Source organism: Scytonema sp. UIC 10036 (assembly GCF_009725235.1).
On sequence record NZ_WJFC01000019.1, the window covers coordinates 64949 to 77676 of the forward strand.

General features: G+C 41.0%; 9 protein-coding genes, 1 pseudogene and 1 CRISPR repeat array. Of the genes and pseudogenes, 3 read left to right on the forward strand and 7 right to left on the reverse strand.

Going from position 1 to position 12728, the window contains the following annotated elements:
* Nucleotides 1-99: 99 nt before the first annotated feature.
* Together F7734_RS11585 and F7734_RS11590 are read left to right on the forward strand one after the other, a co-directional pair.
* Nucleotides 100-1764 (forward strand): annotated as a pseudogene (locus F7734_RS11585) (dynamin family protein); the annotation flags it as partial.
* Nucleotides 1765-2055: 291 nt separating this feature from the next.
* Nucleotides 2056-2349 carry a J domain-containing protein gene (locus tag F7734_RS11590; protein WP_243146821.1) on the forward strand — a complete coding sequence of 98 codons (294 nt, stop codon included), beginning with the start codon at nt 2056-2058 and terminating at the stop codon, nt 2347-2349.
* Nucleotides 2350-2422: 73 nt separating this feature from the next.
* Here the strand turns inward: F7734_RS11590 and F7734_RS11595 are convergent, their stop codons facing one another.
* Together F7734_RS11595 and F7734_RS11600 are read right to left on the reverse strand one after the other, a co-directional pair.
* Complete coding sequence (locus F7734_RS11595; RefSeq protein WP_155744793.1) at nt 2423-2758, reverse strand: hypothetical protein; 336 nt, start codon at nt 2756-2758, stop codon at nt 2423-2425.
* A gap of 280 nt (nt 2759-3038) precedes the next feature.
* On the reverse strand, nt 3039-3971 hold the full coding sequence (locus F7734_RS11600) for an Rpn family recombination-promoting nuclease/putative transposase (protein ID WP_155744794.1): 933 nt from the start codon (nt 3969-3971) through the stop codon (nt 3039-3041).
* A gap of 241 nt (nt 3972-4212) precedes the next feature.
* Here F7734_RS11600 and F7734_RS11605 point away from each other — a divergent pair, with 241 nt between their 5' ends.
* Nucleotides 4213-5103, forward strand: coding sequence for a hypothetical protein (locus tag F7734_RS11605; protein WP_347566170.1), 891 nt, complete (start codon nt 4213-4215; stop codon nt 5101-5103).
* A gap of 221 nt (nt 5104-5324) precedes the next feature.
* On the opposite strand, the gene F7734_RS63355 is transcribed toward F7734_RS11605, so the two are convergent.
* The 5 genes from F7734_RS63355 to F7734_RS11625 all read right to left on the reverse strand — a co-directional run bounded on the left by F7734_RS63355 (nt 5325) and on the right by F7734_RS11625 (nt 12718).
* Nucleotides 5325-5582, reverse strand: a complete 258-nt coding sequence (locus F7734_RS63355) for a CHAT domain-containing protein (RefSeq protein ID WP_243146822.1) — start codon at nt 5580-5582, stop codon at nt 5325-5327.
* Nucleotides 5573-5764, reverse strand: coding sequence for a hypothetical protein (locus F7734_RS63360; protein WP_243146823.1), 192 nt, complete (start codon nt 5762-5764; stop codon nt 5573-5575). Before F7734_RS63360 ends, F7734_RS63355 begins: the two co-directional genes overlap by 10 nt.
* An 894-nt stretch (nt 5765-6658) precedes the next feature.
* A CRISPR array of direct repeats spans nt 6659-7793; the repeat unit is 35 nt; unit sequence CTTTGAACTTCTTCGGAAGTTGAACTAATGGAAAC.
* Nucleotides 7794-8654: 861 nt separating this feature from the next.
* Entirely contained in the window at nt 8655-9512 is an 858-nt protein-coding gene (locus F7734_RS11615; protein ID WP_166481852.1) for an Rpn family recombination-promoting nuclease/putative transposase, read from the reverse strand.
* A gap of 132 nt (nt 9513-9644) precedes the next feature.
* A complete protein-coding gene (locus tag F7734_RS11620) occupies nt 9645-10955 on the reverse strand; it encodes an SAVED domain-containing protein (RefSeq protein WP_155744795.1) in 1311 nt (436 codons plus the stop codon).
* 47 nt (nt 10956-11002) lie between these two features.
* Nucleotides 11003-12718, reverse strand: a complete 1716-nt coding sequence (locus tag F7734_RS11625; protein WP_155744796.1) for an RAMP superfamily CRISPR-associated protein — start codon at nt 12716-12718, stop codon at nt 11003-11005.
* Between the last annotated feature and the right edge of the window lie 10 nt (nt 12719-12728).

Here is a 12728-nt window from a genome sequence, read left to right on the forward strand (position 1 = left end):
CTGCCTCATATACACAATTGTACTGGAGGCGGAGCCTCTACTAAGTCATTCCCAGGCTGAGCCTGGGAACGAGAAGAAGAAAACGAGGAGAAGAAAAGGATGCAACCACAGCAAAAAGAAGATTACCAACAACTCGCAGATGCTCTAAAATCGGCATCTGCTTTGCTCAATTTAGCTCCTAAATCGCAACTGTATCAAGATGCGATCGCTATCTGCAATCACCTCACTTATCCTAACTTTCGGATTGCAGTTTTTGGACCGTTTAATCACGGTAAGTCTACCCTAATTAATGCCATGTTGGGCGATCGCGCTTTGCCAATTGATTTAATTCCCACAACTGGTGCTGCAATTATTGTTAGGTATGGAACTAGCCTCAGAACTCGGGTTATTCTAACAGATGGGACAGAAGTTTATCGCAGTGGAACTGAAGTTTTAAAGCAATTTGCTGTTTTAGATAATGACAGGCGGATGAGAAGCGATGTAGCATCTGTAGAAGTTTTTTGTCCCCATCCCTTTTTAGACACTGGTGTAGAATTCTTGGATTTACCAGGAACAAATGACAGAGAAGAACAAGATAATTTAGTTCGCCAACAACTTTTGAGTGCAGATCTAGTCGTACAACTTCTTGATGCTCGCAAGTTAATGACTTTAGGTGAAAGGGAGAATTTACGGGATTGGTTATTAGAACGTGGTATTAAAACAGTTATTTTTGTTGCTAATTTTATTAATTTACTAGAGCCAGAAGAGCAAAAACAAGTCCAAAATCGTTTGCGGTTTATCGCTGAAAGTTTTCGAGCCGAATTACCGTCTGGTTTTAGCAATTTATATCGTGTTGATGCTTTACCTGCGTTAAGAGCAAGGCTGAAAGGGGATGTTGCAGCTGCTAGTAGTAGCGGTTTGGTTGCTTTTGAATCTGCTTTGCAAAATATTGTATCAACATTTCAACAAAACAGCCAAAAGGTGCGTTTGCCAAGAGTAGAACCTATAGCTTTGAAAGTGCGACAATCTTTACAAGCTAAAATAACTCCTTTGCAAAGTGAAATCAAAGGATTTGATGAGAAACAAAATGCTAAAAATGATATAAAAACTCGTGCAGAACAAATAATCAAACAAGGCTTTGCTGCTAGTCTCTCTAAGTTACGCGATTGGTTGGCTGTGTCCAATTTACGTAGTAAGTATCAAGCTGATGGAGCTGTTGCTCTAGCCCAAGGTAATTTTAAAAATTGGGAGAGAGATACTCTGAAAAAGGATTTGAAAGAGTTTCAGCAAGATATAGTAAAATGGTTATACCAGGCATACGATTTTTTTCAAGCAGAACGTCCAGAGGATTTATTAATTCCCTTACCGGATGAGCCAAAAGTCATTTTACCTCCTCAATCAGGGAGTTTTGATGGTTTGAGCGAACCTGGTTCCGTTGCTGTTGGAGGCGGTATCGGGTGGCTTTTGGGTGGTCCTGTAGGCGCTGCTGTTGTTGGTAGTATTTCTTATTTAGTGAATAAGAAAATACAACAAGAGGGGGAAAAAATAACAAAGGAATCTTACCATCAAAAAGTGGCTAGACTTTGTATTGATGCTGTTGATGATTATTTGATTTGTCTTAGCGATCGCGGATTATCTATACTAGGTGATTGTGAGAAAAAGTCCGAAAGAGTCATTTGTTTTTCAGAAAGTCAAGAACAAGAGCCTTTAGAAATAGCTCAAAAGCGTCAGGAATTATGGCAGTTACAAAATGGTTTGTATCAATTGCATAAACAGTTAGAAAAAACTTTGAAAATTCCCATTCCTCCAGACGTGAAGGTCCAGAGGAAATGCTAAACCTAAGATTTGCGATCGGTGTACGTCAATCTGGTAAGGGAGTGAAGGAGGAAGTAGGGACAAGGGTGCAGGGGACAAGGGGATAAGGGGGACAAGGGAGATCAGGGGTAAGGGGGACAAGGGAGACAAGGGGGGTAAGGAAATTTTGCTGGAGCTTCGCGAATTCCATCACTCCACCTCCCAACAAGAAAGATGTAGAAGCAAAATTCCGTGCTTGGAAATTGATGAAGATTAGCACAGATGAAAGCAAACATGGGTTCATCTAGTTCTCAAGCGAGTCAGCAACAGCGATCGACTCAAAGTAACAAAGTACCAAATCAACCATCAGCACAGACAGAGAAAGAAAAAATTCAGAGTGCTTATACTATTTTGGGTTTGCAACCTGGTGCTTCACAGTCTGAGGTAAAACAGGCGTATCGAACTTTGGTGAAAAAATGGCATCCCGATCTATTTATGAATAATCCACAACAGCAAAAACAGGCTCAAGAGAAAATGCGGTTAATTAACGAAGCTTACGCGCTGTTGGACGTTTAAGATAATTTGTAGTTCTTCTATGGTGCGTTAGGCTTTGCGCTTCGCACCATAATGCGATCGGAACTATCAACTATCAGTTGTGATTCTGATAAACTTGACGCAACTCCTCTAGTGTGGAGACTGATTCCAAAGCTTTGAGAATTGTTTCTAATAAACTCACGTCTTGAATGGCTTCGATTTCTGGTAATAAATTTTGACCAGCTTCACCAAATTTTAGTTTCAAACCTAAGGATATACCCTTTTGTAAACCTTTTTGAATACCACGACGTTCAAAACTAGTAATATACTGCATACGGTGCTGTGCCTCCAATTGTTCTACTTCTTGCCAATACTCTTGTTCCAAATCTTGAGGGAGTGTCAATAACCAGTCTATAAACGCTAGTAAATTGATGACATCTTCTCGCCTCATAGCTCTCCCTCTTACCTCTGCGTACTCTGCGTACTCTGCGGTTCAAAAGTCATTTATTTAACCATAGAGAACGCAGAGTACGCACCAGAGGGAAGATGGGGAATTGCTGCCTGAATCAAAATTTTATAAGTCACCTTGACAGGGCTACCACTGCCCACCCTACAAAGATCGGTAATTTTAGGGCGGAAAGGGAGTACAATTGATTGACTTAATTTGTAGTTCTTCTATGGTGCGTTAGGCTTTGCGCTTCGCACCATAATGCGATCGGAATTACCAACTATCAGTTGTGATTCTGATAAATTTGACGCAACTCCTCTAGTGTAGAGACTGATTCCAAAGCTTTGAGAATTGCTTCTAATAAACTCACGTCTTGAATGGCTTCGATTTCTGGTAATAAATTTTGACCAGCTTCACCAAATTTTAGTTTCAAACCTAAGGATATACCCTTTTGTAAACCTTTTTGAATACCACGACGTTCAAAACTAGTAATATACTGCATACGGTGCTGTGCCTCCAATTGTTCTACTTCTTGCCAATACTCTTGTTCCAAATCTTGAGGGAGTGTCAATAACCAGTCTATAAACGCTAGTAAATTGATGGCATCTTCTCGCCTCATACCTGACTCATACAATCTTCTAACTAATGCCAACTTCCACTGCTTGCGTTGAAGACGATTATTACGCGTCTCAATAGCTTTCAGGTGTGCCATCACGACCATCGCAAAGGGATTGCGGCTGGCTTCCAGTTCTGACCACCTTGATTGATAGTCTAGCAATTTTACTATCGGAAATTTAAAGCTAACTTCGCAACCAAATAACTGATAACCAAATTGATTCGGTCGCCAACTGCTGCGTTCATCTCCCAGAATTGCTAAAGATGTAACAGAACGCTTGTACCTGTCATAGATGCGGTAGTTATAGATAAACATCCTTTGTGCAAAGTCGCTTTCTTCTTGGCTTTGCACTTCAATGTGTACAAGCACCCAAGCTTCTTTTCCTGTTTTCAGATGAATTTTCACCAGTTTATCTGCCAATCGCCTCCCCAGTTGTGCATCCCGCATGACTTGCTGGAGTTCTTTATCTAAAAACTCTGGTGCTTGCGTCCAATCTACTTCCCCATGAGCTTGTGGAAAAAAGAAGCGCATGAAGTCTTCAAAATATATTTGTAGGATATCTTTCCAAGGACTATCAAATTCTGTCTGCGGGTTGCTCATACTGAACTCTTATCTTCATATTCATAGAGGTTTGCTCTATGTAGATTCACATAGAAATGGCTTGATGGCACACATTTAGACCGTCTCAGAGCAAATTGGTCTCATTTGGAACCAATTGTGTGACAAATATTGAACTCAATGCTATACTTTAGCCGCTTGGGAGCTTGAACGCTGGTATGCTATGGCTCGGCGATCGCAGCCCTATTTGTCGCTTATCATACCACTATATACGGTCAGTGATGTGACAAAAGTACTAAATATAGAGGAAGATATGGATTGGCAAAATTTATTTAATTTAACGGGAGTTTGGTTCTTGAAAGTGTGGATGTTATTCATCGCGCAAACTCCTGGGCTACCTGCATCAACTCCCAAACCCTCACCCTCACCAACCGCAGATGTCGAACTGCTAAAAACACAAATCCAGTTTCTACAAGATGCTAACACCCGCCTGAATAATAGTTTTGGTAGTTTTGTTGGTGCAATTAATCTTTCGTTTGTAGTTTTTGGAGTCATTTTAGGAGTGACGGGAGCTATTAGCGTTTACTTGTTTAATCAAAGTCTTAAAGAAGCACGACAGTTAATTCGTGAGGAAGTTGAACGACGACTCCAAATATCGGTTGGCGAAGCGATCGGACAACAAGTTGACAATCTCAAACGAATTTTAGATCGGGAACAGGTTCTTGGTGGGATAAATGTTAATTACATTCTTCCACAAGACAAACCATTGCTGAGTGATGATTATCCAGAAGAGTATCAACTGCTTGCAGAACGTGGTTTTAAATCTACACAAATTTTAGATGCTTCCAAACGCCTTAAAATATCCGGCGATGTTGTTGTTCTGGATTTAGTGAATTATCAGTTAATCTTAGATGAAGAAAAAAATAGGTTATCAGAAGTGGAAATTGCTAGGTTAACAGAAGAAAGAGTCGCCGAACAAATTCAAAAAATTCTGAATGCGCTTCCCAATAAAGCTGTTTTAGTCGTTTATATTCGACCGGGTAAGCAACGAATAAATGCTATTGATGAACTGTCGCGAAAGGTTAAATACTACGCTTCAGCAAATACACCTGTCAATTTAATGGGTACTGTGGTTGATTCAGCTTATGTTGCTGATGCTTGGAATAAATGTTGATTGAAATGTTTAACTTGACAAATTTCAGTAGGTAGGGCTAAGAGATTGTTTGAAAAGTAGTTGGCTGTGATTTTTATTGCCAATTACCCCCTTAGTCCCCCCTTGTAAAGGGGGAAACAAGAAAAATTCAGTTCCTCCCCTTTCTTAAGGGAGGGTTAGGGTGGGGTAAAAAATATTTGATACATCAATCATAACTTTTCAAATATCCTCTAACAGCAAATTCAATGGCTGCGCGATTCGCCTAAGGATTGATTCATACCGATCGCATAATCAATATGATGCTTAATGACTTCCGCCTGAAGTTCTGAATAACAGGCATTTAAGAGCACGCATTCTACCTTGTCTGCAAACAATTTAAACAGTCCAGCTAAGGCATTGGTGCTGACGAGCTTAACTTGACCAGTTTCATCTTGTAATACCAGCCCTTCGTCTTCCATCCCATGACCGCAAAAATGTACAATCTGGGGATTTACTTCCAATATTGCCCGCTGTAATGTTCTCGGAGTGACAGCCCAGCGTGTACTAAATCAAATTGGTCGCGTTTTTGAGCCTGTTTTATTGCTGTTTCGATTTCTCGCACTTCTTCATCTAAGCGCAAACGGGTAGTGTTCGTGGGGTTGGCGGCGAGGATGAGGATACGTTTTATTGAACTATTAGTCATAGGTTGATAGTTGAGTTTGCGTTTGCAGTGTCATTTGCTTCCATCAGTGGAGAAACTAACGCCAGGTGTCCCTCTCCTCCCAATGCGGTTTAACTTCGTTCTATATGAAGTAGGTGAACGCGATTGGAGAAAGAGCCAATATCTTGTGCTAGCAAACCTCCGTGAGCTTATTCTGACCTTCATGCTCCCAGCATTTCTTAAGTTCTAGTAAGTCACTTTCGAGACATTCTAATTGAGATAATAAATCTTGTACTCATTTCCGTACTTCTGGTGCTTGTAGTAGTGCATATGACTTACAATAGGAGAAATTCATATGGCTAGAGTATATAGTTATAAGGTCTTAAGCATTCAAATAATTGTCTTTCCGGGTGAATTTTATTTTATAGGTTTATCTAAATGAATTTTTAGTGTATTTATTCAGTACTTCCCTAGCAAAAGAACTTATTCCGGAAAAATACGGAGACAAGAATCATTTGTGAAGAACCTATGTTACTATTTTATGATAAGCGTAATAAGCAACCGCTTTTGAGGAAGTGGGTGCAATGGAAGATATAGTTGAGGTAAATTCGTCTTATCCGAGCAGTGTTGGGAGTGGGTAAGTGCGATAAGTTGCGTACAGCTTGCGCTTCGCGATCCCTTGAATGTGTATGGCGAGCTTAGCGCATAAGATAAGTTTATGTTTTTTGTATTATTGATAAGCATCTGAGGGGGTCAAGCAATGGCTGAAACCCTCATTCTTTCGTTGAACCCCTCAGGTAACTTGTTGGATAAGGGTTTGAAGGTGGTTGGTTATGAGTTTATTGAGAAGAATTGCTAATAATTTGGGTAAAAACTTGACCCCCTCAGATAATGGGGTGTACAATTCAGTCAAGGTAAGGCTTTCAAAAGTCTAGCCTTTGAACTTCTTCGGAAGTTGAACTAATGGAAACGATCACTACCAAGCTGGATAAAAAGAATAGAAAGCTGCTCACTTTGAACTTCTTCGGAAGTTGAACTAATGGAAACAATATCAAAAAAAGCCACCACCAACCAAATAGGTTAATACTTTGAACTTCTTCGGAAGTTGAACTAATGGAAACCGAAGGAATATCCGATTGCTTCGATTTCCTCAGCAGTCAAAATCTTTGAACTTCTTCGGAAGTTGAACTAATGGAAACTGATCCATCCTTCGAGGAAAAACCTTCGGTAATATTCCTTTGAACTTCTTCGGAAGTTGAACTAATGGAAACTTTAAGAAAGATAGCTTATTAGCTTTTGACACTTTCTCTTTGAACTTCTTCGGAAGTTGAACTAATGGAAACTAGTCTTTTCTCGAACTTGTCTGCTCTTAGATAAAGATAAAACTTTGAACTTCTTCGGAAGTTGAACTAATGGAAACGTAGGTGTAGGTAGTGGTTTGACCACCAGACTTGGAGTCTTTGAACTTCTTCGGAAGTTGAACTAATGGAAACCAAGTTTATATGAATTATACCGTACTCATAATTGTATGCTTTGAACTTCTTCGGAAGTTGAACTAATGGAAACCTGTGTCATCATCAGTCCATCCGTCACTATTACAGACTTTGAACTTCTTCGGAAGTTGAACTAATGGAAACTATTGCTTCTTGGATTGTATTTAACATTATTTTTTCTTTGAACTTCTTCGGAAGTTGAACTAATGGAAACACAATTGGCTGGAATCGTCCCAGGTAACGCATTCTTAATCTTTGAACTTCTTCGGAAGTTGAACTAATGGAAACATTTATCGACCCCAAGAGTGTACACTTGATTACAATTTCTTTGAACTTCTTCGGAAGTTGAACTAATGGAAACAGTATGGAGTTCTGGCTGCTCCTTGTATAGTCTCAACTTTGAACTTCTTCGGAAGTTGAACTAATGGAAACCTAAATTTCCGAGCTTCCGCAATTGACTCAAAGTCATTAACTTTGAACTTCTTCGGAAGTTGAACTAATGGAAACTGTTGAACAGCCATGTAGAAACATAAGCAGAAGATACTTTGAACTTCTTCGGAAGTTGAACTACTCCCTTTCCGCCATAAGATTACCGAGCTTCTTCTCCTCTTTCTTCGTGTACTTTGCGCCTTTGCGGTTCATTTATAGCAGTTGTCAATTGGGTGCAATACATCAAAGAATTAAGCAACCGCAACCTATAGCAGATGAACACAGATAAATTTGTAGTTCATTCAAGTGAGAACCGCTATAATTAAGTAATCTTCAAGCGGGATAGGAGTAATGGAAACGGTAGCCTATTTCGTGGAATAATGTTCCGGAATTACTTTGAAAGTTACGAAATTCCTGACCAAAATCACAACCCAAATAATGGATATATAAAACTTCCTTACCTAGAAAATTGGTCAAGACGAACAAAAGTTGTATACTCCGGACTTCGCTTGCTGAATTTTTTTAAAAGCACGATCGCAACTCTATCTGAGGCGTATCATACCCCCATATACAAGGAATTATAACGGCAAATTATGTAAGTGAAGCGATCGCGCACTGTCTCCGGAGGGGAATCGCTGTCTCAAAATTGACTGACTTATTTGTAGTTTTTGTATAGTGTGTCAGGCTTTGTGCTCTACATCATACTACGCTCGTAACTATCAGGTATCCGTTGTGAGTCGGATAAATTTGACGCAACTCCTCTACTGTACTGACTGATTCCAAAGCTTTGAGAATTGCTTCTCATAAACTTACGTCTTGGATTGCTTTGATTGCGGGTAATAAAGTTTGACCTACTTCACTAAATTGTTTGCAAGGTATAGGCAAGCGGGTGTTTCAAAATCAAGGCATAATCAAATTACACCATGACAAATTTTTTAAGTATCAATCCTTCTTAGTTGTTATTTAATCAAATAATATTGCGCGAATAACGCCTTTAGCCTCAGGAGTTCTTAAGATTCTTCTCGGGCAATTTGTCGGACTTGTGCAAGGGGTAACCCAAGTAAATCTGCGACCTCTTGTTGTGTCATCCCACGTGCTAACATTCGCGGCACCAATTCCAATTTTAATGCTTCGCGACCTTCTTGACGACCTTCTTGGCGACCTTCTTGGCGACCTTCTTGGCGACCTTCTTGACGACCTTCTTGACGACCTTCTGCTTTCGCTTCTTGATAAACTCTGGTTTGCTCTAAATCAATTCCTAACATGGCTTCGACCTCAACACGACTGAGATTAATAAACTTGTAAACAGCGATGGTTGTGATTACGTCTATTATGTCATCCTTAGGTAAGGTGCTTGGCTCTTCAGCCCTGACCCGCTCAATTAATTGTTTTGCTTGTGTCACCATCTGCGCTTCCGACGCTATAGTTAATTGCAGCAAACCGATCGCGACTGGTTGCTCTTCGGGGTTACCCAATTCATCTAAATAGATACGTCGGACTTGTGAACTATTGATGAGCGATCGATGGAGATTGGTCTTTTGCGGCTCTAAACTGCGAGAGCGGAAAATTACCACCCCGTACCAATCATCATACAGCGACGGATTGCGATACAGGTATAGTAGCGATTCTGAAAAGAAGCGATGGTACAGCAAGTCATCTTTCTGAAATTGAACTTCGGCAAAAAAAATAGTTTGCGGTGAAGTATCTGGAGGTGGTAAAAACACACCATCAATTCTAAATGTGGGTTCTTTCACCTCTACGGATTCAAAACGATAACTTTCAGCCTTTGCGGGTGGTTGTTCCACCAATTCAAACAGCAATCTGGGAGACCGCTTGAAAATTGTATAAAAAATGGCATCGCGTCTCACAAGTAACTCCTCTAATGATGGTGAGTTTGAGAAATTTGTCTTGTAACGATACCATCATCTTGTGTCAATTACAACCAGACTGGCTTAAAAAATATTGCAGGGTTGGTTGGGGAACTCTGTACCTTTGAATTGTTACCCCGTACAAAGTTTAACTGAAGGCAAGTATTTTTCAGCAACCCGCTCGTAACAAGTGACATCACCAATAACTCTTAATCGCTGACCTAAGAAGAAACAAAAACTAACCGGTGCAAATAAAACTAAGTGCGTGCTGGTTGCACGGTATTTTTGGCGAGCTTTGCGAATGATTTCTTTAGCATCAATTGTGAGTGCGATCGCATCTGCATTAGAACTAATTGCCCTTTCTCCAGTACCCGCTTCTGGCTGTGCGTAAATAACAGCACTGAATGGAGTGGGTGAATCTTGATATAGTTGTCCTATATCTCCTGATGCATCACCTGTGATTCCCAACGCCACTAAAAGGTGTTCTCCAACTTTGCCAGTTTCCGTGATAATGTTAAACTTTGCTTTTGACGGACTAATATCCGATCGCCACAACTCGTTTTGTCCTGTGGTTCTTTGTTCTACTTGCAAGGTATATCCTCCAGTATCTTGGAAAACATGACCAATGACGACTGCTGCTGAAAGAGGAAGCCTACCGCGAATATCAACAGTTAATTCAGTATGTCCTTGGGATACTTCTTCCCGTACTTGTAGTAAACTTGGGAGTAAAATGTTATCCCAAGTTTCTTGGTTGGCAATACGACGGGGTTGAGATGGAGTCTCAATGCTAAAATATTCTCTCCAGTCAAGTTCAACAGTTGGTGAGTTGTCATACATCTGCTTGACCCAACCATGCACCCAAAGGCGAACTCTAGGCTGCTTTTTCAAAATCGGGATATCTGCTTGGTCTATTCCTGCTAGTGAAATGCTGCTACGACCGAGTTTGTAGGCAAATTCATAGTCTCTACCTGCTCCCAACGCATCATAAAAGCCAACAGCAAATTCAATGGCAGTGCGATCGCCAATGGCTTGTTTCATTCCAATGACATAATCAATGTGCTGTGCAATCGCTTTTGCTTGGACTTCTGAATAACAAGCATTTAGAAGCACGCATTCTACCTTGTCTGCAAATAATTTAAATAGTTCTGCCAAGGCACGAGTATTGACAAAATTTACTTCACCTGAATCGTCTTCCAAGACTAGCCCTTCTTCTCCCATTCCATGTCCACAAAAGTGAACAATTTGGGGATTTTCTTCCACTATCGCCAGTCGTAATTTTCTGTGAGTAACAGCCAAGCACGACTTTACTTCAAATTGGTCGCGTTGTTGAGCCCGTTCTATTGCCGTTTTGATTTCTTGAACTTCTTTATTTAAGCGCAGAGGGGTAGTATTCGTGGGGTTGGCTGAGAGAATTAAGATACATTTTTTTATGTTATTAGCCATTGTATTAATAGGTATATATAGTATGCATGAATCAACAAGACTTTGTACTAAGGCTGAACTCCAAATAAACGTACTGCTCCAGTTATTTCATCTAAATCTTGAAGAAAGTGGCAACGAATATGATTTGACTGAGGTGTTTTTCCGCCCATAAACAAGCAAACTATCTCTTGACATTCTGTATTTTCTTGCCGATTTCGGATGTTCACGCGCTTAATGCTGACCCACGAGCAATGAGGATCGCCATTAGCTGCATTTCCTCCAACATCGGGATTGCGCTTGTAATCGTAGGGAGGGGTTTGTTCGTAGATAAGGTGCATACCTTCTCCACGCGTTTGTATGGCATTGGGTTCCAACCATTCAAAATCATTCTCATCAATTGGATTGGCATCGGGACCGGGGACTGCATAAATGGCGCAAGTCTTTGGCGAAAATACTTCAGCTGCTAACAACCGATTTGCATCAATGTTGATTCTATCAGCCCACTGCGATCGCACATCTGTCAACCATCTTTCATATGCAGAAGTCCAACTTTCTGGGTTGAGTGGTAACCCAAAAAGCTTTATTTGCCATTGTCCCTCTTGGTTGCGAACGTGATGTTTCACGATCAACAAACTTCCTCGCGAGAAAGCCCTTCTATTATCCATATGAAAAATATGCAACGGACGCCGCCATCCTCTACCGACACCTCCCACGCTAACTGCGAATTTCATAATTGGTAGAATAATTGTGTTAAGAATTTTGCTTGGTGCAGTCACTTGTAATTTTCCCTGCCAAACATAAAAGTAGGGTAAATTCGTCGATCTCTCGCCCCACGTTTCTCTTGGAGTCATGCTTATCCGCACGCAACCTTTGTGAGTTTTTGGTTCCAGTGTTCCCATCAGTTCCCATAGCGTTTTCTCTGCATTCTCTTTCGACATCACCCCTAGCAGAAATCGCAACACCCAGGAACGCAACCAACCGCGCCAATGGGAAGGGCGGAATTCCTGTTGTTCTCTATCGGGTCCAGCACACCCTTGGGTATAGAGTGTGAATTCAAACGTTTTGCTTGTGTAACCATTTTCAGCTTGGCGCAGTTCTGGTGATGGTTGAAACCCATTAGGTGCTTTAATACATCCGTAACCTACAGAAGTACGACTACCAACTCCATAAACACCCAGAGCTTGCTGTACCCATTCCCAGACTGTTTCTACATCTTGGCGGGTAGCTTTACCAGAAATTCCCCGAATTGCTACCGTGACTTCAACGCCGTCTTCACCGTTTCCTAAGGTATAAAGCGAAAGGGGGGTTCCTTGTCCTTGATGGTAGACTTGGAACTCTTGTTGTGGGTTGACAATATCTAAGACGAGTTTGGTCGGTTCTACAGGCCATGCATCTAAAAATTCGATTTTGCCAGCTTGAATGACATTGCCTTTTTGATACCCCAGTAATTCTAACATTTGACTGCGGATGCTTGGACGTTTTATTGCCCACGCACGCACAACTCCCCGAATCGAGGAAGCAGGAATGTAACCATTGAGCGGAAGTTCCGACATTAGATCCAAGTTATCACCCACAGTGCGTCTGTCTTCCGGTCGTCCCTCTGTAGGACACCATGCACCGCAAGGTTCTCCTGCAGAAACTATTGTCTCTACATCGGGGTGGGGAAAAGAGCCAACTTTGGTTCTCCAATATAGAGTAAAATTCCCTTGTTTGAATAAGTCTGAATTGGCTCTGCGTTGATGCTGATTTTCAAGTAATTGAGCAAGCTGAGGTCCAGTATACATAACAAGTTAA

What these genes read in the sequence shown, in the direction of transcription:
- F7734_RS11600 (WP_155744794.1), bottom strand. Translation starts at nt 3,971, where the DNA reads ATGAGCAACCCGCAGACAGAATTTGATAGTCCTTGGAAAGATATCCTA.
- F7734_RS11625 (WP_155744796.1), bottom strand. Translation starts at nt 12,718, where the DNA reads ATGTATACTGGACCTCAGCTTGCTCAATTACTTGAAAATCAGCATCAA.
- F7734_RS11590 (WP_243146821.1), top strand. Translation starts at nt 2,056, where the DNA reads ATGAAAGCAAACATGGGTTCATCTAGTTCTCAAGCGAGTCAGCAACAG.
- F7734_RS11620 (WP_155744795.1), bottom strand. Translation starts at nt 10,955, where the DNA reads ATGGCTAATAACATAAAAAAATGTATCTTAATTCTCTCAGCCAACCCC.
- F7734_RS11595 (WP_155744793.1), bottom strand. Translation starts at nt 2,758, where the DNA reads ATGAGGCGAGAAGATGTCATCAATTTACTAGCGTTTATAGACTGGTTA.
- F7734_RS63360 (WP_243146823.1), bottom strand. Translation starts at nt 5,764, where the DNA reads ATGACTAATAGTTCAATAAAACGTATCCTCATCCTCGCCGCCAACCCC.